This is a genomic window from Pseudorhodoplanes sp., assembly GCA_032027085.1.
In the GTDB taxonomy this organism is placed as follows: Bacteria; Pseudomonadota; Alphaproteobacteria; order Rhizobiales; family Xanthobacteraceae; genus Pseudorhodoplanes.
This window is the reverse complement of record JAVSMS010000001.1, coordinates 3,289,363-3,310,789: the sequence shown is the minus strand read 5'-3', so window position 1 is coordinate 3,310,789 and position 21,427 is coordinate 3,289,363. Positions and strand designations below refer to the sequence as shown.

The 21,427-nt window shown below is 62.0% G+C and carries 21 protein-coding genes; 8 read left to right on the top strand and 13 right to left on the bottom strand.

Features of this window, described 5'->3' with window-relative positions; all coding sequences use genetic code 11:
* Nucleotides 1–91: 91 nt before the first annotated feature.
* Entirely contained in the window at nt 92–949 is an 858-nt protein-coding gene (locus tag RO009_15980; protein ID MDT3686532.1) for a hypothetical protein, read from the top strand.
* Nucleotides 950–1,119: 170 nt separating this feature from the next.
* On the opposite strand, the gene RO009_15975 is transcribed toward RO009_15980, so the two are convergent.
* From RO009_15975 to RO009_15925, 11 genes are all read right to left on the bottom strand, one after another.
* Nucleotides 1,120–2,037, bottom strand: coding sequence for an IS1595 family transposase (locus RO009_15975; GenBank protein ID MDT3686531.1), 918 nt, complete (start codon nt 2,035–2,037; stop codon nt 1,120–1,122).
* A 303-nt stretch (nt 2,038–2,340) separates the two neighbouring features.
* On the bottom strand, nt 2,341–3,165 hold the full coding sequence (gene tatC, locus RO009_15970) for a twin-arginine translocase subunit TatC (GenBank protein ID MDT3686530.1): 825 nt from the start codon (nt 3,163–3,165) through the stop codon (nt 2,341–2,343).
* Complete coding sequence (gene tatB, locus RO009_15965) at nt 3,162–3,614, bottom strand: Sec-independent protein translocase protein TatB (protein ID MDT3686529.1); 453 nt, start codon at nt 3,612–3,614, stop codon at nt 3,162–3,164. The genes tatC and tatB overlap by 4 nt, the downstream gene beginning before the upstream one ends.
* 70 nt (nt 3,615–3,684) lie before the next feature.
* Nucleotides 3,685–3,933 (bottom strand): twin-arginine translocase TatA/TatE family subunit, encoded by a 249-nt coding sequence (locus tag RO009_15960; protein MDT3686528.1) that lies wholly within the window; start codon nt 3,931–3,933, stop codon nt 3,685–3,687.
* Between the two features lie 53 nt (nt 3,934–3,986).
* Entirely contained in the window at nt 3,987–5,108 is a 1,122-nt protein-coding gene (locus tag RO009_15955; protein ID MDT3686527.1) for an ABC transporter ATP-binding protein, read from the bottom strand.
* The gene (gene scpB, locus RO009_15950) at nt 5,109–5,822 is read right to left on the bottom strand and encodes an SMC-Scp complex subunit ScpB (GenBank protein MDT3686526.1); all 714 of its coding nucleotides are present in this window, start codon (nt 5,820–5,822) and stop codon (nt 5,109–5,111) included. It lies immediately after the preceding gene.
* 15 nt (nt 5,823–5,837) lie between these two features.
* Nucleotides 5,838–6,662 carry a ScpA family protein gene (locus tag RO009_15945; protein ID MDT3686525.1) on the bottom strand — a complete coding sequence of 275 codons (825 nt, stop codon included), beginning with the start codon at nt 6,660–6,662 and terminating at the stop codon, nt 5,838–5,840.
* Complete coding sequence (gene nagZ / locus RO009_15940) at nt 6,659–7,690, bottom strand: beta-N-acetylhexosaminidase (GenBank protein ID MDT3686524.1); 1,032 nt, start codon at nt 7,688–7,690, stop codon at nt 6,659–6,661. Before nagZ ends, RO009_15945 begins: the two co-directional genes overlap by 4 nt.
* Before the next feature lie 47 nt (nt 7,691–7,737).
* Nucleotides 7,738–9,444, bottom strand: a complete 1,707-nt coding sequence (locus tag RO009_15935; GenBank protein ID MDT3686523.1) for an SPOR domain-containing protein — start codon at nt 9,442–9,444, stop codon at nt 7,738–7,740.
* Nucleotides 9,445–9,550: 106 nt separating this feature from the next.
* Nucleotides 9,551–11,302, bottom strand: coding sequence for an arginine--tRNA ligase (gene argS / locus RO009_15930; protein MDT3686522.1), 1,752 nt, complete (start codon nt 11,300–11,302; stop codon nt 9,551–9,553).
* 79 nt (nt 11,303–11,381) lie between these two features.
* Entirely contained in the window at nt 11,382–12,587 is a 1,206-nt protein-coding gene (locus RO009_15925; protein MDT3686521.1) for a deoxyguanosinetriphosphate triphosphohydrolase, read from the bottom strand.
* 69 nt (nt 12,588–12,656) lie between these two features.
* Between RO009_15925 and RO009_15920 the strand changes: the two genes are divergently transcribed.
* The 7 genes from RO009_15920 (at nt 12,657) to RO009_15890 (ending at nt 17,106) form a co-directional block, all read left to right on the top strand.
* Nucleotides 12,657–12,989 carry an iron-sulfur cluster assembly accessory protein gene (locus tag RO009_15920; protein MDT3686520.1) on the top strand — a complete coding sequence of 111 codons (333 nt, stop codon included), beginning with the start codon at nt 12,657–12,659 and terminating at the stop codon, nt 12,987–12,989.
* Between the two features lie 58 nt (nt 12,990–13,047).
* Nucleotides 13,048–13,374, top strand: a complete 327-nt coding sequence (locus tag RO009_15915; GenBank protein MDT3686519.1) for a metalloregulator ArsR/SmtB family transcription factor — start codon at nt 13,048–13,050, stop codon at nt 13,372–13,374.
* A gap of 46 nt (nt 13,375–13,420) precedes the next feature.
* On the top strand, nt 13,421–14,461 hold the full coding sequence (locus tag RO009_15910; GenBank protein MDT3686518.1) for a permease: 1,041 nt from the start codon (nt 13,421–13,423) through the stop codon (nt 14,459–14,461).
* Nucleotides 14,462–14,552: 91 nt separating this feature from the next.
* The gene (locus RO009_15905; protein ID MDT3686517.1) at nt 14,553–14,804 is read left to right on the top strand and encodes a carboxymuconolactone decarboxylase family protein; all 252 of its coding nucleotides are present in this window, start codon (nt 14,553–14,555) and stop codon (nt 14,802–14,804) included.
* A complete protein-coding gene (locus RO009_15900) occupies nt 14,794–15,321 on the top strand; it encodes an RNA polymerase sigma factor (protein ID MDT3686516.1) in 528 nt (175 codons plus the stop codon). The genes RO009_15905 and RO009_15900 overlap by 11 nt, the downstream gene beginning before the upstream one ends.
* 37 nt (nt 15,322–15,358) lie before the next feature.
* The gene (locus RO009_15895; GenBank protein MDT3686515.1) at nt 15,359–16,588 is read left to right on the top strand and encodes an MFS transporter; all 1,230 of its coding nucleotides are present in this window, start codon (nt 15,359–15,361) and stop codon (nt 16,586–16,588) included.
* The gene (locus RO009_15890; GenBank protein MDT3686514.1) at nt 16,585–17,106 is read left to right on the top strand and encodes a hypothetical protein; all 522 of its coding nucleotides are present in this window, start codon (nt 16,585–16,587) and stop codon (nt 17,104–17,106) included. Before RO009_15895 ends, RO009_15890 begins: the two co-directional genes overlap by 4 nt.
* Before the next feature lie 37 nt (nt 17,107–17,143).
* Here the strand turns inward: RO009_15890 and RO009_15885 are convergent, their stop codons facing one another.
* Entirely contained in the window at nt 17,144–20,281 is a 3,138-nt protein-coding gene (locus RO009_15885) for an efflux RND transporter permease subunit (GenBank protein MDT3686513.1), read from the bottom strand.
* A 1-nt stretch (nt 20,282) separates the two neighbouring features.
* Nucleotides 20,283–21,413 (bottom strand): efflux RND transporter periplasmic adaptor subunit, encoded by a 1,131-nt coding sequence (locus RO009_15880; GenBank protein MDT3686512.1) that lies wholly within the window; start codon nt 21,411–21,413, stop codon nt 20,283–20,285.
* Nucleotides 21,414–21,427: the final 14 nt, after the last annotated feature.

Sequence of the window (21,427 nt, the reverse complement as noted above, 5' to 3'; positions counted from 1 at the left end):
TTGACTGAACAAATTCCGGCGTCTATCTGTGAATAGCGTGACAGGCCGGTGATTTAGCCAAGAATATGAGTGCCAACCATGAGGTTGGCCCATGTCGGGCGAATATATTCCGAACCGGGGCCGTGCCTCAGCGCGCATAACGTTCAAGGACGTTGATGCCCTTTTCAATGAAATTAGCGGCATCTGCCAAAACTTTGACAATCGGCTGACCTTGGAAAACCGGCGCCTCTGCGACCGCTACCGTGAAGGCAAACTCCAACTGGTGCTTAAGGCCCGCCTTGGCGATGCGGAAGAGTTCTGCATTGTCTTGGAGCGGGCAGATAATTTGGGGGCGTCCCATGGCGGGCAGACGAATATCGACCATACCATCGGCGCCAATGGTCGCCCGGTGGCCGGGGAATATGGTCTTGACCCTGCTAGCCGGGATTGCGGCCCCTACCATCACAATTCCCTTGTGTTTGTCCAAGTCGTCCAACCAGTCGAGCAAATAGAGCACGGAGCAACCAAATTTATCGCCGTGCCCTCGGTGATACGGCTTAAACCGGCGGATCAGTTGTTCAGCTTTCCGACTGATCCCTTCTATTTTTTTGGGAAGGTAGGTTTCAAACGTTTCTCGGCTTCCGGTGATCAGAAAGCCGTTCGTCTTGCTGATGCTTTTACCGTTCGCAACGACAAGGTCGCAGATGAGGTGGTCGAGGGCGGCCCGCAGGTTGTGGGCGATGTCACCGACGATGGTGCCCCACGCACAGGGGACATCTTCTTTAACGCGCACCCTTATAACTATCTCGTTGGTATTCGTATCTTCCTCACTGAACAGGATGTATGGGTTTCGTTGAATCAAGTCGGCGCAGAGCTTATGGAGTTCACCGATATGGCGTTTGGCCCGTTCGACCTTGAGTCTGGGCCCCTGGAAGAGTTCTATGGGCATGGCAGCATAACGGTCGGATAAATGGCTAAGGACGCGACAAAGGAGCCGGGCTTCAAGAGGGTGGTGGAGGTGTTCCTAAACACGCCCCACCAGCCGCATAAACCTACAAAGAAAAAGGCTAAGAGTCCCCGGAAGAAAGGCGCCTCCTCCAAGCCAAAAACCGCTTCCTGATCTGCTTTTTCGAGCGAGGCTTAGTTAGCGCTACGATACGTCAGCCGCTTGCCTTCGATACCTTTCAGGGCAATGGCTGCACGTTCCCCATCGGTTACATGGCGGTGCGTATAGCGGAACGAAAACTCAGTGAGATAACGCTGTAGGTGCTGCTCACCGCAGAAGTGATAAACGCCAACCATTCCTTTCTTGAAGATGCCGAAGAAGTTTTCGACGTGGTTGGTGGTGAAGCCGTCCTTATTGACGTACTCGCGGCCAGCGTGAAGCACTGTTTGATGCATCGCATATTCGGCGCCTACCTTGTGATAAAGGTGCGACTCGTCGGTTACGAGCGCGGCATCGCGCGACACGTTGGTCACAAGGATATGGCGAACGGTTTCGGATGTGGCGCGCTTCGCCTTGAAGGCGCGGGCATGACCCGTAGCCGGATCAACAAGGGCAACCACTGACGACTTGTGGCGGTGGCCTTTGCGGTAGCCCTTGGCGCGCTTGGACGTGTTTCCGTAGTAGGTTTCATCGGCCTCGATCACGCCGCCTTCGCCGGACATGGGGCCTTTGTAAACGTCCTCCATCGCCTTGCGGATGCGATGGGCCATGAACCATGCGGACTTGTAGGTGATGCCGAGCATCCGGTGCAGTTGATGCGCTGACATGCCTTTCTTGGAGGCCGTCAGGAGATGCGTCGCCAAGAGCCACTTGTGCAGCGGAATATGCGAGCGCTCGTACAGGGTGCCAACGCGCACGGTGAACTTTTCGCGGCATTCGTTGCAGTGATACCAGCCCGGTCCCATGGACTTGCCCTCTAAGGGCTTCACATGGTCGCCTGACTTGCAATGAGGGCAGACCGCGCCATTCGGCCAGCGGGAGGCTTCCAGATACTTTCTGGCGGCTTCCTCGTCCTTAAAGGCGGGGTGATTGAGGTCGAATTTGTCGGTCATGGCCCTGTCTCCTGAGCTTTTATCGCACAGGCGGGCCGTTCAGTCAAGTATATAACTGCGATTTTATTCCTACTATGGAAGTTTGTCAAGTGCCCGGTAGCCCGCATGGAGCGAAGCGGAATGCGGGGGTTGCCCTCAGAGATATGACACGCCCTCCCCGGGTTTCGCTGCGCTCAACCCGGGTACGAAGCACGCTGTCCCGGATTGCGCTTCGCTCCATCCGGGCTACGCCTGACTGTGCCCGCCCAAGCGAGATGGCCGAGACAAGCCCGGCCATGACGATGCCGTGAGAGAGAGCGCGCCCTACTCCGCCGGCTTGGCGTCGGCGTTGGCCGGCGGCGTGGCTTTGGCCTTCGCCGCCTTCTTCTCCACCATGCGCACCGACCAGATCGAGCCCTCGTAGAGCAGCATCAGCGGAATCGCGAGCGACATCTGGCTGATCACGTCGGGCGGCGTCAGCACCGCTGCCAGCACGAAGGCACCGACGATGAAATAGCGGCGCTTCTGCTTCAGTGTATCGGAGGTGAGGACACCGATGCGGCCGAGCAAGGTGAGGATCACCGGCAACTGGAACGCGACACCGAAGGCGAAGACCAGAGCCATCATCAACGACAGATATTCGCCGACCTTGGGAAGGAGCGCGATTTCGGCGGTACCTTCGACGCCGGTCTGCTGCATGCCGATGGAGAAGCGCACCAGCATTGGCATCACAAGGAAATAGACCACCAAGGCGCCGAGCACGAAGAAGATCGGCGTCGCGATGAGGTACGGCACGAAGGCGTGCCGCTCGTGGCGATAGAGGCCGGGCGCGACGAACATGTAGATTTGCGCCGCCACCACCGGAAACGACAGGAACGCCGCACCGAACATGGCGAGCTTCAACTGCGTCAAAAAGTATTCAAGCAACGCCGTGTAGATGAATTTCGAATTTTCCGGCCCGGCGATCCAGACAAAGGGCCAGACCAGCACGTTGTAGATCTGCTTGGCGAAGACGAAACACAGTGCAAAGGCGATCGCGAAGGCGATCAGCGCCTTGATCAGGCGCGAGCGCAACTCGATCAGATGATCCATCAAAGGCGCCTTGCTCGCCTCGATCTCATCTTCTTCGTTGGCCGGCGTGTTGCTCATGCCGCGCCGCTCCCGCCGCTTTTGGCGGCTTCGGGTGATGCGGTCTCAGCTTTCGGTTCTTCGGCGACAACGCTCGGCGGCGTTTCCGGCACCGGAAAATCCTGCACATTGTCGGGAGCCGAAATTGCCGCCGGCGCGTCGGGCGCCGTCAGCGGCTTGTCCTCAATGGCCTTTTCCATTTCGCGGCGCGCAGTCTCGAGCGGATTGTCGAATCCGGCCGTCACATTGCTGGCGGCGGCCTGCGCTTCGTCGAACTGCTTCTTGAGATCGGCGACTTCGGCTTCACGCATCGCATCGCGGAACTGGTCCTGGAACTCGGACGCCATGCGGCGCACCTTGCCCATCCAGTGACCGAGGCTGCGCAGCACGCCCGGCAGTTCCTTCGGGCCGATGGCGATCAGCGCGACAATGCCGATGACGACAAGTTCGCTCCAGCCGATGTCGAACATGGGACTTCTAACTCCAAGGGGCGCCGATTGCGCTCAGCGCCCCCCTCCCGCACAGCGCGCGCTGCGCCGCTCAGACGGTGCCGCCTTCGAACTTCTTTTCGGTCGCGGCACGCTCTTTCAGATCGTTCGGCTTATTGTCGATGGTCTTCATCTGGTCGGGCTTGGCCTCTGCAGTCTTGTCGTCCTCGGCCATGCCCTTCTTGAAGGCCTTGATGCCCTGGGCCATGTCGCCCATCAGTTCGGAAATCTTGCCGCGTCCGAACAGCAGCAGCACCACGACGAGCACGACGATCCAGTGCCAGATGCTCAACGAACCCATACTCATATCCTCCGGTGAGACGGTCCGTGGGCCGCCTGGGATTTGTCTGAAAACTAGGCCCCGGAGGCGGCAAAAACAAGGACTTCGGCCACATCGAAATCGACGCTGATTTCAGCGTTAACCGCGCCCGGCGCGTCGCGCAAAACGCGCCCTTTCAGGGGCTTGTCGAGGCCCTCGACCGCGACTTCCACGAGATCGACATAGCCCAGGAACTGCCGGTGCTGCACCCGCCCCGGCACGCCATAGCTCGACCCCGGCTGGCGCAGGCGCAGGGCCTGCGGGCGGATTGCCACGACGACCTTGACGCCGTCCTCGAACCCGGCTGCGGCAAAGCGCCCGACCGCCGTCTCCGCCATGCCGCTGCTGACGACGCCCTCCAGTTCGTTCAGCTCGCAGAAAAATCGCGCCACGAAGAGATTGACCGAATGGCGATAAATGTTTTCCGGCGTGTCGACCTGGACCAGTCGGCCGGCGTGCATCACTGCGACACGGTCGCCCATGCGCAGCGCTTCCTCGGGATCGTGCGTGACGATAACGGTTGTGACGCGGCTTTCACGCAGCACATGAAGCGTCTCATCCCGCACATCATCGCGCAGCCTGCGGTCGAGGCCGGAAAACGGCTCGTCCATCAACAGCACGCTTGGCCGCGGCACCACCGCGCGCGCCAAAGCCACACGCTGCTGCTCGCCGCCCGAGAGCATATGCGGATAGGCGTCGGCGTATTCGCGCAAGCCCACCCGCCGCAAGGCGGCGCGCGCCTCGCGCTCGGCATCGGCTTTCGGCAACGCTTTCAGGCCGAACATGACGTTCTGCAGATTGGTGAGATGCGGGAACAGCGCGAAGTCCTGGAACATCAGCCCGACATTTCGCTTCTCCGGCGGAAGAAAGCGCGAAGGTCCCGAAACTTCCTGATCGTTGATCAGAATTCGTCCCTCGCTCGGCTCTTCGACGCCGGCGGCGAGCCGCAGCAAGGTCGTCTTGCCGCAGCCGGAGCGGCCCAAAAGACAAACGATTTCACCGGGCTCGATGTCGAGATTGAAATCGCGGACGGCCGTCACATTGCCGTAGCGATGCGTGACATGCTCGTAAGTCAGGCGCGCAGCGATGGTCGCCGGCGTCCGCCCGCGCGATGCACGGACATTGTCGGCAACTTCAACATCAACACGCTCGGACATTTACTCCTCGGATGACTCCGCCCGCGGCGCCAGACCGAAATCGAGATCGTCGGGCTCCAGCGGATCTTCGTCCTCGCGCAACGTCGGATCGTCGGAAGGAACCGGCACAGTGAAATTCGGCGGCAGCCGGCCGTCGAGCATGCCGGAGCCTTTCAGTTCATCGAGGCCAGGCAGATCGCCGAGCTGCTCGAGACCGAAATGGGAGATGAACTCCTCCGTCGTGCCGTAAGTGATCGGACGGCCCGGCACCTTGCGGCGGCCGCGCGGCCTGACCCAGCCGGTCTCCAGCAGCACGTCGAGCGTGCCCTTGGAGATGGCAACACCGCGGATATCCTCGATCTCCGCGCGGGTCACCGGCTGATGATAGGCGATGATGGCAAGCGTCTCGATAGCCGCGCGCGAGAGCTTGCGCGGCTGCACCGCTTCCTTGGTGAGCAGCCAGGCAAGATCGGTCGCGGTGCGGAAGGTCCACTTGCCGTTGATGCGCACAAGATTGACGCCACGCGGCAGATATTCCGCCTTCAGCCTGTCGAGCGTGTCACGCAGATTGACGCCGTCCGGCATGCGCGCGGCCAGGCTCTTCTCGTCCAGCGGCTCCTTCGACGCGAACAGCATCGCTTCCAGCAGACGCAACTCTTCCGGGCGCGCGGTCTCGTGGGGCTGTTCGTCGTCGTGGTCGTTCTCAATCATTCGTTTTTGGGCCAAGCTTGCCATCGTAGCGGCCTCCTCTTATTGCGCTGCCGCGCCGGGGGTTGGGGTTTGACCTGTATCGCTGCGCTTGCGGAGATAAAGCGGAGCGAAGGCCGCGTGTTGCTGCAACTCAAGGACACCTTCACGAACCATTTCCAATGCGGACGCAAAACTCGACGCCGTGACGGTCGCCGCCATCTGCGGCTCAACCAGATAGCTGATGAGGAATTCATCGAAGCGGCCCCAATCGGTCGAAGCGCCGACCAGCCGCTCCAATGCCTCCCGCGCTTCCGCAAGCGACCAGACCTTGCGCTGCGCGAAACGCACGCGGCTGCCCGCCGCCTGCTTCTGCCGTTGCACGGCATAAGCAGACAGCAGGTCGTATAAGGTTGCCGACCATTGCGGATGCTTGATATGCGCGATCGGCTCAGGATCGCCGCGATCGAAGACATCGCGATTGAGCTGCGGCCGCTCCATCAGTTTCTGTGCGACCTCGCGGATCGCCTCCAGCCGCTTCAGACGGAAGGCGAGCGCGGTCGCCATGTCCTCGGCGCTCTGCCCTTCCGGTGCATTCAGTTCCGGCAGCAGCAACCGCGATTTCAGATAAGCGAGCCAGGCCGCCATCACCAGATAGTCGGCGGCAAGTTCGAGGCGCAGCTTGCGCGCCTCCTCGATGAAGGCGAGATACTGGTCAGCCAGCGCCAGAATGGAGATCTTGGCGAGATCGACCTTCTGCTGCCGCGCCAGTGTCAGCAGCAGATCGAGCGGGCCTTCGAAGCCCTCGACGTCGACCACCAGCGCCGGCTCGTCGATCGCGCGCTCGGTCGCTGCGGCCTGCTCGAAGGGAATGATCTCGGCGGTCATGCGGTCACCGCACCGCCGGCCACGGCCGCGGTCAATTCTGCAAAGCGCTTGCGCATGTCGGCAGTATTCATCGGTTCCGGCGGGGTCCTGCGCCCGAGCGCGGCCTGCGCCCGCTCCAAAGCCGGACCCTCTAGCACGGGAACGGCCCCGGCAATGTCTTTCATCTCCGACAAGTTGCCATTGCAGTGGAGAACCATATCACACCCGGCTTGCAGGGAGGCCCGCGCCCGCTCCTGCAGCGTTCCAGACAAGGCTCCCATCGACACGTCATCGCCCATCAACAGTCCCGAAAATCCAATGAAGCGGCGAATCACCTCGCCGACCATTATCGCCGAAGTGGTGGCCGGGGCGACCGGATCAATGGCGCTGAACACAACATGTGCTGTCATGCCCAGCGGCAGGTCCGACAGCGCGCGGAACGGGGCAAAATCGGTCCGCTCCAGCGTGGCGCGGTCGGTTTCCACGACCGGCAGCTTCAGATGGCTGTCGGCGGTGGTCCGTCCATGCCCCGGAATATGTTTCAGCACCGGCAGCACGCCGCCCGCCATAAGCCCCTTGGCCACGGCGCCCGCCAGCGCCGTCACCTTTTCCGGCGTGGCGCCATAGGCACGTTCGCCGATCACGGCATCGGCGCCCTCCACCGGAATATCGGCCAGCGGCAGGCAGTCGGTGTCGATCCCGACGGCACGCAGGTCGGAGGCGATCAGCCGCGCCCCGAGCCAGGCAGCCTCCAGACCCGCGCCTGAGTCGTCATCATAGATCCGGCCGTAGACGGCGCCCGCCGGGTAAATAGGCCAATGCGGGGGGCCAAGCCGCTGGACCCGTCCCCCCTCCTGATCGACCAGAACCGGCGCGTCGCGACCCACCGCTTCCCGAAAAGCATCCGTGAGAGCCCGCAATTGCGCCGGATCGCTCACATTCCGCTTGAAGACGATCAGGCCCCAGGGCTGCGCATCGCGCAGGAAAGCGGCCTCGTCGGAGGTGACGACCGGACCCGACAGTCCCGTGATGAAGGCGCGCACCGGCATCGGCGCGGCTTAGCTTTTGGCTCTCGGCGGGGTCAAGGCCAGCCGGCTCAATTCCTCTGGATGACGCACTGGCCACCCGCGTTGCGCAGGCTGGTGCAGAAATCCGCGGCCTCACCCTGGCTGCCGAAAGGAATTTGCGCGCGATAATAGGTGCCCTTCTCGCCGAGGTCGGCCCGGCGGATGAGCGCCTGCCGGTTGCCCAGCACGCTCGGGAACTTCGCCTGCAACGCGGCAAAGGCGGCCTGCGCCTCGCCCTCGCTGCGCTGGGAAGTCACCTGCACGCTATAGCCGCCGGCATTCGCCGCCGGCGCGGATGCGGTGCGCACCGGCGCAGCGCGCTGTTGCGCAGACTGCACGGTGCTCGGCGACAGCGAGAGCGGTCCACTGGACGCCAGGGCCGAGGCCTGCGCGCGGGACGTCGTGCGCGGATCGTCCTCGGGCAGCACACCGGAGGGAGCATTCGCGCGTGGCGCAGATGCCGCTGATGTAGCCTGTGCCGCCGCGGCAAGCTCCGGTTGATCGGAACGGATGGTCACGGTGCGGATCTTTTTCGGCTCGGTGGATGCCGCAGCAGCCGAGCCGGTCTGCGCCGGGGCCTGTGCGGTCGGGTTTGGCGGAATCGGCGAATTCGGCAGCGGCGCAATCGGATTGGGTCCGGGGAACACGACACGCGGCGCGCTGGCCCGGGCCGTATTCACGTCGACCGGCTGCTCCTCGCGATTGATGATGCGCTCGATCTGCGCGCGGTCGCCAACGCGATCCTGGATCGGCTTGTCGCTGGTCGGAACGATCTTGGAGGGCGTGGTGTCGGCCTTGATCACCGGCGGCGGCACCCGTGTGCCCGCAGGCGCAAAGATCGCGCGATAGCCAAAGGCGGCCGCCGTGCCCACGACGGCCAGAGCCATCACCGCAAGCACCGTCACCAGACCGCCGCGCCGGCGCGCCGGCGCTTCAGCTTCCGGAGCTGCTTCGGGGTGATAATAGGGAGCGCCATAAGCCGGTGCGCTGGGATCGTCGTAAGGCGCGCCGGGATAATCCTGCTCATATGGCGCTGCATAGCGCTGCGCCTCATCGCCCTGCGCGGGCGGAAACGCCGGCGTCTGCCGTCCGTAAAGCTGATTGTCGTAAGCCGGATATGGCTTGTCGTCGTATTGCGGCGAGGCGAATTGCGGAACAGCCGGATGAGGATCGACATAGCGCGGATCATGCGCCCGCGTCGGATATTGCGGATCGGGATAGGCCTGCGGCGCGTAAGACTGTGGCGCGTAGCTTTCCGGTGCGTAGGACGGGTTTTGCTGGGCACCGCCCGCATGATGGCGATCGTCGTAATACGGCTCGTTGTAGTCGCGATCATTGTAAGTCTGATCGCTGTAATGCCGATCGTCGTAACCCTGCGCCGGCGCATGCGGCGCGGGGTAGGACGGATCCGGATAGGAGAATGGCGGATTTTGGGATGGGTTCGCGCCGTAGCTGTCGCCCTGATAATCCGGCGGCTGCTGTGCGTAGGGATCGTGCTGCGGAGAATAAGGCTCCGGCCTCGCGCGCCAATCATTCCCGTCACCCTGCGCGTAGTTCGGTTGCGCGCCGGAATGCGACGGCGTCCGGCTGTAGGCCGCGTGAGGATCGGATTGGCCGATCAGTCTCGCCAATTCCGCAAGTGGATCGCCGCCCGAGGGTGGCGCACGGCGTTCCGATTGCGGGCGCGCCAGAGGATTGCTCGGACGGGGTGGCCGGGAATAGTGATCGTCCGCCATGCCGATACTTGATCTTTCTTTTTGTTCGGACCGGGTTACGCGACGCATCCTTGCTGCTCTGCGTCGTCAAACTCCACAGCGAATCGCAACAGCGCAGACGCCGATTTCACCGCATCTCCTCAGGAGCCCCCACCCCCAACAGCTTCAGTCCGGAAGCGAACACGGTTACGGCGCCCTGAACCAGTGCAAGCCGCGCCAGTGATAGTTCTTCATCATTCTGTATAATGAAGCGTAAATGAGGCAAGTCTTTTCCCCGCGTCCATTGCGAATGGAATTCTCCTGCAAGTTCATATAGATAAAAGGCAATTCGGTGTGGCTCATGCGACAATGCGGCCGCCTCCACGACGCGCGGAAAAGCAGCGATTTTTCGCATCAGTGAGACCTCGCCCGCGTCGGTGAGGCGCTCCAGGGGAACCTTCTCGAGCATCGCCTGGCGCTCGGCCGGCGCTTCCGGGAGATGCGGGAAGGCCTCCCGCGCCATGCGGAAGATCGAGTGCCCGCGGGCATGCCCGTACTGGACGTAAAACACAGGATTGTCGCGGGATTGCTCGATGACCTTGGCAAGATCGAAATCGAGCACTGCGTCGTTCTTGCGGTAGAGCATCATGAACCGCACCGCGTCGCGCCCCACCTCCTCCACCACTTCCCGCAGCGTGACAAATTCGCCGGCCCGCTTTGACATCTTCACCGGCTCGCCGCCGCGCAGAAGCTTCACAAGCTGGACGATCTTCACGTCGAGATTGGCTTTGCCCTCGCTGATCGCCTTCACCGCCGCCTGCATGCGCTTGACGTAGCCGCCGTGATCGGCGCCCCAGACGTCGATCATCGACAGGAAGCCGCGGTCGATCTTCGACTTGTGATAGGCGATGTCGGAGGCGAAGTAAGTGTAGCTGCCGTCTGATTTCCTCAGCGGACGATCTACGTCGTCGCCGAAATCGGTCGAGCGGAACAGCGTCTGTTCGCGATCCTCGTAGTCGTCGACTGGCGCGCCCTTCGGCGGCGGCAAGCGGCCCTCATAGATTTCGCCGCGCTGGCGCAGAAAGGCGATGGTGTCGGCGACCTTGTCGCCCTCTTCCGTCAACGACGCTTCCGAGAAAAACACGTCTGGCACAACGCCGAGCGACCACAGATCGTTGCGGATATCGGCCATCATGATGTTGATGGCGCGCTCACGCACGATCGGCTTCCACTCGCTCTCCGGCTTTTGCAGCAGCGTGTCGCCGTAATCGGCCTTCAATTCTTCGCCGACCTGCTTCACATAGTCACCCGGATAAAGGCCTTCCGGAATCTCGCCGATATTCTCGCCGAGCGCCTCGCGATAACGCAGCCAGCCAGATTGCGTCAGCGCCTCGATCTGCGCGCCGGCATCATTGATGTAATATTCGCGGGTGACGTCGAAGCCTGCAAAGGCCAGGAGGCTGGCCAACGCATCGCCGAACACGGCGCCGCGGCAATGCCCGACATGCATCGGACCGGTCGGATTGGCAGAGACGTATTCGACATTGACCTTTTCGCCTTTGCCCACGGCACTGCGGCCGTAATCCTTGCCGGCCCTGATCGCGGCGCGGATCGCCTCCAGCCACGCGGAAGATTTCAGCGTCAGATTGATGAAGCCCGGCCCGGCCACATCGACCTTTTCCACCAGCGGGTCGGCACGGAGTTTATCGGCGAGCGCCTCGGCGATCTCGCGCGGCTTCTTGCCCGCATCCTTGGCCAGCACCATCGCAGCGTTGGTCGCCATGTCGCCATGGGCGGCGTCGCGCGGCGGCTCGATCAGCACGCGCGACAGGTCGATGCCCTTGGGCAAGAAACCATCAGCAATCAGCGCATGATTGGCCGCGATCACGCGGTCATGCATGTCGGCGAACAGGTTATGGGTCGGGGTCTTCACGGCCAATCCGGCGAAGGTTTTTCAGGGCTTTAAGGAAGCGGCGGGGCTAACGCAATTCGGCGGGCGAGTCAAAGAAACGGGCATGTTCCGCAATGGCATAACGATCGGTCATGCCGGCGATAAAGTCGCCGGTATGGCGGATGCGACCCCTGTCGTCTGTGCGGCTCATGTCGTCCTGCCACTCCTCCGGCATGTCGGAAGGATGCGCGAGATAGTGCCGGAACAGATCCCGCACTACGCCCTGAGCAGCCCCCATGACTCGCATCACACGCTCATGACGATACATGCGAGGATACAAGAAATCCTTGATGCTCCGCTCGTCCTTGGCCATCGCGGCCGAAAATCCCACGACAGGACCTGCCGCCAGGCGGATATCGTCCACATTGCGGGGCGCGAGCGCTGCGAGCCGGCGGCCGGACTCCGCGACCACATCCTCGATCAGGCGGGTGATGACCCGCCGCACCAGTTCATGAGCGGTGCGGGTCTGGTCGAGGCCGGGATGAGCCGTCCGGATTTCGCGGATGATGCCGCCAAGGAGCGAAACGGCGGCGAGATCATCGAGACCGAACAGTCCCGCCCGCAAGCCATCGTCGATATCGTGCGCGTCATAGGCGATGTCGTCGGCGATGGCCGCGGCCTGAGCTTCGGCGCTGGCGAAACTCCACAACTGAAGGTCCTGCACGGCGGCATAGTCGCGAATGCTCTCCGGCAGGCCGGTCTCCTTGTAACGGTCGACGGGATTGCCGGCGCGATCGGTCAAGGGACCGTTGTGCTTGACCAATCCTTCAAGCGCTTCCCATGTCAGATTAAGTCCGTCGAATTGCGCGTAGCGGCGCTCCAGAGAGGTCACCACCCGCAAGGTCTGGGCGTTGTGGTCGAAGCCGCCCGCTCCGGCCAGGCATTCATCCAGCGCCCGTTCGCCGGCATGGCCGAAGGGCGGATGGCCGAGGTCATGCGCCAGCGCCAGCGCCTCGGCGAGATCCTCGTCCAGCCCGAGCGCGCGCGCCAGCGAGCGGGCAATCTGCTGGACCTCCATCGTATGAGTCAGACGCGTGCGGTAATGATCGCCTTCATCGAACACGAAGACCTGGGTCTTGTACTTCAGCCGGCGGAAGGCATTGGAGTGGATGATGCGGTCGCAATCGCGGCGAAAGTCATTGCGGCTGCGGCTCGGCGGTTCCGGCATCAGCCGGCCGCGGCTCAGGGCCGCCTGAGAGGCATAGGGCGCCCTGCCCGGTGCGTCGATGGCCATTGATTTCTGCTGCCCTTTCGCCGCGGCCCCGGAATTGACGGGGCCGGCCGGCGCACTTAACTAGGGGACATGAGCAATGGCAATGTCACCGTCACCGACCGAGCCGTGCAGAAAGTCGCGGCCATCCTGAAGGGCGAGCCGGCAGGCGCGATGCTGCGGGTCAGCGTCGAGGGCGGCGGCTGCTCCGGCTTCCAGTACAAATTCGACGTGGAGCGGGAAAGGGCGGCCGACGATATCGTGCTTGGGCGCGCCGACGCGCCGATCCTGATCGATCCGGTCTCGGCGGGTTTTCTCAAGGATTCCGAGATCGACTTTGTCGACGACCTGATCGGGTCCTCGTTCAGGATCAACAATCCCAACGCCAAATCGTCCTGCGGCTGCGGGACAAGTTTTTCGCTCTGATCCCGGCAAGACGCAGGCCGCGTTTGACAACTATACATCTAAATGTATAGTTGCTTTTATGAAGCGTGGGAAGAATATCAGTGAACAGGCGGCCGCCGATGCGCTTGCCGCACTAGGCAATCGTACGCGGTTACGCATCTTCAAGGTGCTTATTCGCGCAGGCCAGGGGGGCGCCAATATTGGAACCATCCAGCGGCTGCTCCGTGTTCCGGCGACGACCCTTTCGCATCACCTTGGCACGCTGGCGCAAGCCGGGCTGATCAGCCAGGAACGCCAAGGCCGGGAAGTGATCTGCACGGCCAATTTCAAGGCCGTGAACGATGTCCTGGGATACGTGAAGTCCGAATGCTGCGCCGGCGTTGCCGACGCTGAATGCGCAGCCTGATTTTTTTTGCCTCATTACAACTATATTTCTAGATGGATAGATATATATGCCGGTCCGATACATCATCGCGGAGATCCGCCGGGCTGCGCCTCTGCCCCTCGACCCGGTGGTCGCCGCGATCATTCTCGTCAGCGCCGCGCTTGCCATATTCAGCCCGCGGCAGGCGGCAGCCTCAGCGGCATTCGTTGGAAAGAATGTCGTGTTCATCCTGCCCTTCCTTGTGCTCTCGATCGCATCGACCGCTTACGCCAGGGCAAGCGGTGCGGAAAATCTGATTGCGCGCGCATTCGCAGGCAGACAAGCGAGCATGGTGATTGTTGCCGCGGTTACAGGTGCGCTTTCGCCTTTTTGTTCGTGCGGCGTCATTCCGGTCATCGCCGCCCTCCTCGCCGCCGGCGTTCCCCTCGCTCCCGTGATGGCATTCTGGCTCGCCTCACCACTGATCGATCCGTCATCCTTCGTCCTGACCCTCGGCATACTCGGCCTGCACTTTGCGATCGCGAAGACGATCTGCGCGATAGGCGTTGGCCTCCTCGGCGGCTTTGGCGTCCTTGCGCTGCAGACCCTCGGTACGCTGAGCGGACCTGCGCTGAACGACAGAGCCGGCAACGGCGGATGCGCCGGATCGCGAATTCGCAATCCGAATGCGGTGTCGTGGCGCTACTGGAAAGAGGTCGAGCGGCGAGATGCATTTCGCAATTCGTTTGTCCGGAATGGACTGCTCCTGGGCAAATGGATGCTGCTCGCCTTCCTCCTCGAAAGCCTGATGATTGCCTATGTGCCGGACGGCCTGATTGCACATATCGCCGGCGACGGCGGGCCGGCCTCCATCGCGGTCGCCACGCTCGTCGGTGTGCCGAGTTATCTGAACGGCAATGCCGCACTGCCACTGATCGCCGGACTTATTGACAAGGGCATGGCTCCGGGAGCGGCGATGGCATTCCTGATCGGCGGCGGCGTCACATCCATCCCGGCTGCGCTCGCCGTCTGGGCCATCGCCCGCCGCGCGGTCTTCGCCGCCTATGTCGCTTTTGGCGCCGCCGGCGCCTTACTTTCGGGCCTCATCTTTCAAGCGACAGCCGGCTGACCGCATGGCGCGCCATCATCAAAGTACAAGTTGTAACGATTGGGCGGCCCCCGACGTCTAAGTGCATGACATTCAACACCGGAGGTTTCCAATGGACCAGCGTGTCAAGGAACTCATCGCGATCGGCGCATCGGCGGCCGTGAATTGCCGGCCCTGCCTCAAACTGCATCTGGCCGAGTGCGACCGACTCTCTCTGGATCATGACGATGTGAGGGAGGCCGTCGAGATCGGCATGAAGGTCAATCGCGGCGCCGCAGGAGAGACAACAAAGTTTGCCAGCGCCCTCTTGGGCGTGGACGAAATCCGGGAGGGATGCACCAATGTGCAAGGCTGTGGATGCTGAAAGCATCGCCTCGTACCGGACGTTTGTGCGCAGGATTCTTGCCAAGCGGGTCAAGGACTACGCCCTGGCGGACGACCTGTCTCAGGACGTTCTGTTGCGGGCAATGCGCGCAGCGGGCGCCATGCGCGGAGATGCCTCGCCGACCACATGGCTTACCGCCATCGCCCTCAATGTGGTGCGCGACCATTTTCGCGCCGCCAGGCGTGCCCCGCCTGCGGCGGCTCTGACCCAAGCCGAGCAGCTTCCCGCCCCGGCGCAACCGGAGCTCGATCTGCTCAAGATCGAGATGTCAGACTGCATTCTCGGGCATGTTGCGCGCCTGCCCGGGCGCCAGCGCGACGCAGTCCTGATGAATCATTTCGCCGGCTTCGGCCACTGTGAAATCGGGACTGCCCTAGGCATCTCGGAAGCGAATGCGCGCGTCGTCCTGCATCGTGGCCTCAAAACCCTACGTACAAGCCTTACCCGTGAGTGCAACCTCGATTTTGACGACGACATTCCCTGTGACCGTCGCTAGCCGGATCAACTGCGCCTACACATCAAACGAGAACACTATGACCGTTCTTCGCGCTAACCATGCTCCGACGACGGTGCTCATTTGCGCCTCTGCGATCCTCGCAATCTCATTAGGTGTGCGGCACGCATTTGGGCTGTTTCTGCAGCCGATTTCTCTTGCCGAGAACTGGAACCGGGAAACCTTCGCTTTTGCGATCGCGCTTCAGAATCTCGTATGGGGCATCTCCCAGCCATTCGCGGGATTGCTGGCCGACAGATTCGGAGCGGGCAAAATCGTCGCGGCGGGCTCGGTGCTTTATGCGCTTGGTCTACTCACAATGTCGCAGCCTCATGGCCAACTGGTGTTCATTGCCGGCGCGGGCGTGCTGGTCGGGCTGGGCCTCAGCGGCACCACCTATCCTTTGGTTCTGGGAGCGGTCTCCCGTTCGACGTCAGCGGAGCGGCGCAGTCTCGCGCTCGGAATTGCCATGGCCGGCGCCGCCTTTGGCCAGTTCCTATTCCTGCCGGCTTCATTCGCGGGGATCGAGAGACTGGGCTGGTCGCCGACGCTTGCAACGCTAGCGTTCTGTGCGGCTGTGATGCTTCCCTTGGCCATTCCGCTGTTCGAAGGCAAGAGCAACAACGACCCGGTTCGTGCGGCTGCCCAAGACGTCACCGCCGTTGTGGCCTTACGCACGGCCCTTCGCCACAGGGGATTTCAGCTTCTTGCACTGGGCTTCTTCGTTTGCGGATTTCAAGTCGTCTTCGTTGCGACGCATGTGCCCGCCTTCCTCATGGACAAGGGGTTGTCACTTCGGACGGGCTCAGTGCTGCTCGCGCTGATTGGCCTGCTCAACATTCCCGGCACCTACTACGCCGGATTGTGGGGAGGACGGTATAGCAAGACTAAGCTGCTCGCACTGATCTACTTGTCGCGCGGCCTCATCATCGCAATCTTCGCCTTCCTGCCCGCTAACGAATTGAGTGGATACGCTTTTGGCGCCGCCATGGGACTGTTCTGGCTCTCCACCGTCCCGCTCACCAACGGAACTGTCGCGACACTTTTTGGCGTCAGAAACATGGCGATGCTGAGCGGCATCGTCTTTCTTGCGCATCAACTCGGCGGTTTTCTTGGCGGATGGGCCGGCGGCCTGTTCTTCGACTGGTTTAAATCTTACGACGTCGGCTGGGCCGCAATGATCGCGCTGAGCCTGCTGGCAGCGCTTGTCAATGGACAAATCAAAGAACCTGCCGCCGACACTCTTAAAGTAGCTGAGCCGCACGCATGAAAGCCATTGCATTTGCATCATCCCATGGCACAGCCATTTCCGGCCGCGCAGGCCGGCGAAAGCCGTCCGATCTCCATCACGGCACGGTCCCTGCAAATGATCCGCGGTTGGCAATGATAGCTCCGATCCTGTCGGAACGTAGGAAGGAGTGCGAACGCGCGGAATCAAAGAGCCTCAAAAATCGTCCAGATACGACGACTGTAAAATCCGGCAAGCGCGCTGGCGTTCGTTGGCAAAAGCTGATGGCTGCCATCAAGTTCACCAGCCTGCGCCTGGTTAGCAAAATCCGACCATCAGGGCCTTGCTGCGCAAGATACTACAGCGTCTTCCCGGCAGATGCCCGTTTCGGGACGTCGCACTGCGCGTCGTATTCTCGGCAGGCCGCATCCGCGTGGCCAGACCTGCCACCGCTGCAGGCGAGCGAGGTCAAGGGCCTTTTCCAGCATGACAGCGAACCCGAAGACACCGGACCGAAAACGCCGTCAAGCCGCACCATGACGCCGCTTTGTGAACGATGACCGAACCAGATTCTTCTGATGCCGGCGAAATTCTCACTCACTCCGCCGCCACCGCGCGCGGGCGCTCGCCTTCCGGCACTTCCTCGAGCTGCGGTTCGAGCCGGCGCTTGAGCAGGCGGTCGATGCGGTCGAGATAGATGTAGATCACCGGCGTGATGTAGAGCGTCAGCAATTGCGAGACGCACAGGCCGCCGACGACAGCAACGCCGAGCGGCTGGCGCAATTCGGCGCCGGCACCGGCGCCGAGCGCGATCGGCAACGCGCCGAAGATCGCGGCGAAGGTCGTCATCATGATCGGGCGGAAGCGCAGCAAGGCGGCTTCGCGGATTGCCGCTTCGGCGGTGAGGCCGACGCGACGCCGCTCGATCGCGAAGTCGATCATCATGATCGCGTTCTTCTTCACGATGCCGACCAGCATCACGATGCCGATCATCGCGATCACCGACAAATCCATCTTGAACAGCATCAGGGTCAGGATGGCGCCGATGCCGGCGGACGGCAGGCCGGAAATGATGGTGATCGGGTGGATGAAGCTTTCATAGAGAATGCCGAGCACGACATAGGCCGCGAAGATCGCGGCGAGGATCAGGATGCCCTGCCCCTTCAGCGATTCCTGGAAAACCTGGGCGGTGCCCTGAAAACCTGTCGCGATGGTTGCGGGCAGGCCCGCGTCGCGCTCGACCTGCTGGATGGCATCGACCGCCTGGCCGAGCGAGGTTCCCGGATTGAGATTGAACGCGATCGTGACCGCCGGCTGCTGGCCCTGGTGGTTGACCTGCAGAGGACCCACGGTCGGCCGCAGACTCGCCACCGCGTCGAGCGGCACCACCTGCCCGCTCGCCGTCTTCAGGCGCAGCTTGGACAGGTCGGACGGACTCATCTGGAATTCCGGCAGCGTCTCCAGAATGACCTGAAAATCGTTTGACGGCGTGTAGATGGTCGCAACCTGCCGCGAACCATAGGCGTTGAACAATTCCTGCCGGACCTGATCGATAGTGATGCCGTAGACCGCGGCCTTCTCGCGATCAACGTCGACCATCATCTGCGGGTTCTTGATATAGAGATCCGTCGTGACATCGCGCAGTCCGTCGAGCTTGGCGATCTTGTCGCGCAATTCTGGCGCAATGCGGTAGAGCGCTTCGGTGTCGCCGCTCTGCAACGTATATTGATATTCGCTCTTGGAAATGCGCCCGCCGATATTCAGGTTCTGGATGACCTGGAAATAAGTGGCAATGCCCGGAACTTGCGAGGTAGCGGCCCGGAGGCGGTTGATGACGGCACTGATGGGTTCACGCTCGCTTTTCGGTTTCAACACGACGAACATGCGGCCGTAATTGGTGGTCGGATTCGGACCGCCAGCGCCCACGGTGGAGTTGATGTATTCGACCGCCTTGTCGGCGCGGACAATTTCCGCCACCTGCTGCTGTCGCGCCACCATGGCGTCGAAGGAGGTATCGGTCGCCCCCTCGGTCACGCTGAGGATCATCCCGGTGTCTTCCGTCGGAAAGAATCCCTTCGGCACGACGACATAGAGCCACATGGTGCCGATGATGGTGCCGATCGTCACCAAGAGCGTCACCCATTTGTAGGCGATGACCTTGTCAAGCGTCCATTCGTAGCCGCGCAGCGATTTGTTGAACATATGCTCGAACCAGCGCAGCACGAAAATCTGCTTCTTTTCGTGCTCGTTTGGATCGTGCGCCTTCAACATGCGCGCGCACAGCATGGGCGTGAGTGTCAGCGACACGAAGCCGGAAATAACGATGGCGACGGAAATGGTGACTGCGAATTCGCGGAATACGCGTCCGACCACACCGCCCATCAGCAGCACCGGGATGAACACTGCGATCAGCGAGAGCGTGATCGAAATGATGGTGAAGCCGATTTCGCGGGACCCTTTAAGCGCGGCCTCGAACGGGCGCATGCCGCCTTCGATGTGGCGGACGATGTTTTCCAGCATGACGATGGCGTCGTCGACCACGAAACCGACGCACAGCGTGAGCGCCAGCAACGTCATGTTGTTCACTGAGAAATCCAGCGCATACATGACCGCAAACGTGCCGACGATGGAGATCGGCACCGCCAGCGCCGGAATGACAGTTGCCGACAGCTTGCGCAGGAACAGGAAGATCACCAGCAGAACCAGAATGATCGCGATGGTCAGATGTCCCTGCACGTCGCTGACCGCCTGACGAATCGAGATCGAGCGATCCATCAGGGTTTCGATGCTGATCGAGGCTGGAACCTGCGCCCGCAGCGCCGGCAGCTTCTCGCGGATCAGGTCGATGACGCCGACCGTGTTGGCGTCGGGCTGGCGCTGGATGGCAAGCACGATGGAACGCTCGCCGTTGAACCAGCTGGCGATCTTGTCGTTCTCCACGCTGTCGATGACACGCGCAACTTCATTCAGCCTGATCGGAGCGCCGTTGCGCCAGGCGACAACGACGTCGTTGTATTCATGGGACCTTTCGAGCTGACCCGGCGCCTGCAGTGTGATGTTCTGGCGCGGTCCCGACAATGTGCCGACCGGCACGCTGGAATTGGTCTTGTTGACGGCGCTGCGAATGTCGTCCAGCGAAAGGCCGCGCGCCGCCGCGGCTTCAGGATCCACCTGCACGCGCACGGCGAATTTCTGCGCGCCGTAAACAAGAACCTGCGCGACGCCCGGCAACTGCGAAATCTGCTGCGCCATCACCGTGTCGGCGTATTCGTTGACGGTGGACAGCGGCAGCGTTCCGGACCGGACCGAAATGAACAGGATCGGAGAATCAGACGGATTGACCTTGCGGAAGCTAGGCGGGTCGGTCATTTCCGCCGGCAGGCGCCTTTGCGCAATCGTCAAGGCCGTCTGAACGTCGAGCGACGCCGCATCGATGTCGCGGTTGAGATCGAATTGTATGGTGATGGATGTCCGGCCAAGCGATGACGAGGACGTCATCGATGAAATGCCTGCAATGGTCGACAACTGCCGCTCGATCGGAGAGGCAACTGAGGCCGCCATGGTTTCCGGGCTGGCGCCGGGCAACGTAGCCGTGATCGCGATAGTGGGAAAATCCACGCGCGGCAAAGCTGAGACCGGAAGCAATCTGTAAGCGAAGAAACCGAATACGATAAACGACGCTGTGATCAGCGTCGTCATCACCGGCCGGCGGATACAGGCTTCCGATAGGTTCACGTCAGGCCCCTGCCCCCTTCGGCTTGCGCGGCGCGATACGCGCGCCATCGACAAGCAGCAACTGCCCGTCCGTCACGACCGTTTCGCCGTCTTCCAGACCCTTGCGGATCACCGACTGATTGTCGACCGTGCGCTCGACTTCCACCGGCCGCACCTTCGCGACCCCGTCCTTTACGACGAAGACGAAGGAGCCAGTCTGGCTGACCTGTATGGCGGCGGACGGCACCACGACCGCCCTCTCGACCCGCAGCGTGATCCGCGTGTTGACCAGCGTGCCAGGCCACAGCAACTCATCCTTGTTGTCCATGGTCGCACGCACCATGACCATGCCGGTCGTGGCATCGACCGTATTTTCGATCATGGTGACCTGGCCGCTCGATGGACGCGTCTCGCCGGGCGCGGCGGCTTCGACCGTCGCCGTCTCCGCCGCCAGCGCCTTGCGCAGGTCGGGCAGCGAGCGCTGCGGCACGGTGAAGCTGACATAGACTGGCGCGATCTGATTGATGGTCGCGAGCGGCACGGTATCGGCCGGCCGCACAAAATTGCCGACTTTGACACTGGCCGCCGAAATTCGCCCCGAAATCGGCGCGCGGATCGTCGTGTAGTCGAGTTGAACCTTCAGATTCTCAAGCTGCGCGCGATTGGATTGCGCTGTCGCGCCGAAGATGTTGACCTGGGTCTGCGCATTGTTGAGCGTTACCACCGTGGTCGCGTTCTTGGTGACGAGCTCCTTGTAGCGATCGACGTCGCGCTGCGCCTGTTCAAGCTGCGCTACGGCGCCGGCGATCACCGCCTCCACCCGCTTGATTTCGGCTTCGAGCTGCCGGCCGTCGAGCGTAAACAGCACGTCGCCGGCCTTCACCGTCGCGCCGTCCTGGAAATGCACCTTGGTGATGACGCTTTCGAGCCGCGCCTTGATGGCAACGCTCGCGATCGGCGTGACCGTTCCGAGCGCCACGATGCGCACCGGCACGTCCTCGCGGACCGCGGTCGCCACTTCGACCGGGATGACGCGCGCATCGCCCTGCTGCGCGGAGGCCCGTTCCGGGCTCCACATGTTGCGAGTGATCAATACGGCGACAACGACCGCAGCGAGCCCGGCCAAAGCCAAAAGCCATGTCTTCCTGGTCATCGCCCTTTATCCGG

Bases quoted from the DNA above. Each gene is read 5' to 3' on its own strand.
- RO009_15980 (MDT3686532.1), top strand. From the start codon at position 92: ATGTCGGGCGAATATATTCCGAACCGGGGCCGTGCCTCAGCGCGCATA.
- RO009_15975 (MDT3686531.1), bottom strand. From the start codon at position 2,037: ATGACCGACAAATTCGACCTCAATCACCCCGCCTTTAAGGACGAGGAA.
- tatC (MDT3686530.1), bottom strand. From the start codon at position 3,165: ATGAGCAACACGCCGGCCAACGAAGAAGATGAGATCGAGGCGAGCAAG.
- tatB (MDT3686529.1), bottom strand. From the start codon at position 3,614: ATGTTCGACATCGGCTGGAGCGAACTTGTCGTCATCGGCATTGTCGCG.
- RO009_15960 (MDT3686528.1), bottom strand. From the start codon at position 3,933: ATGGGTTCGTTGAGCATCTGGCACTGGATCGTCGTGCTCGTCGTGGTG.
- RO009_15955 (MDT3686527.1), bottom strand. From the start codon at position 5,108: ATGTCCGAGCGTGTTGATGTTGAAGTTGCCGACAATGTCCGTGCATCG.
- scpB (MDT3686526.1), bottom strand. From the start codon at position 5,822: ATGGCAAGCTTGGCCCAAAAACGAATGATTGAGAACGACCACGACGAC.
- RO009_15945 (MDT3686525.1), bottom strand. From the start codon at position 6,662: ATGACCGCCGAGATCATTCCCTTCGAGCAGGCCGCAGCGACCGAGCGC.
- nagZ (MDT3686524.1), bottom strand. From the start codon at position 7,690: ATGCCGGTGCGCGCCTTCATCACGGGACTGTCGGGTCCGGTCGTCACC.
- RO009_15935 (MDT3686523.1), bottom strand. From the start codon at position 9,444: ATGGCGGACGATCACTATTCCCGGCCACCCCGTCCGAGCAATCCTCTG.
- argS (MDT3686522.1), bottom strand. From the start codon at position 11,302: ATGCATGACCGCGTGATCGCGGCCAATCATGCGCTGATTGCTGATGGT.
- RO009_15925 (MDT3686521.1), bottom strand. From the start codon at position 12,587: ATGGCCATCGACGCACCGGGCAGGGCGCCCTATGCCTCTCAGGCGGCC.
- RO009_15920 (MDT3686520.1), top strand. From the start codon at position 12,657: ATGAGCAATGGCAATGTCACCGTCACCGACCGAGCCGTGCAGAAAGTC.
- RO009_15915 (MDT3686519.1), top strand. From the start codon at position 13,048: ATGAAGCGTGGGAAGAATATCAGTGAACAGGCGGCCGCCGATGCGCTT.
- RO009_15910 (MDT3686518.1), top strand. From the start codon at position 13,421: ATGCCGGTCCGATACATCATCGCGGAGATCCGCCGGGCTGCGCCTCTG.
- RO009_15905 (MDT3686517.1), top strand. From the start codon at position 14,553: ATGGACCAGCGTGTCAAGGAACTCATCGCGATCGGCGCATCGGCGGCC.
- RO009_15895 (MDT3686515.1), top strand. From the start codon at position 15,359: ATGACCGTTCTTCGCGCTAACCATGCTCCGACGACGGTGCTCATTTGC.
- RO009_15890 (MDT3686514.1), top strand. From the start codon at position 16,585: ATGAAAGCCATTGCATTTGCATCATCCCATGGCACAGCCATTTCCGGC.
- RO009_15880 (MDT3686512.1), bottom strand. From the start codon at position 21,413: ATGACCAGGAAGACATGGCTTTTGGCTTTGGCCGGGCTCGCTGCGGTC.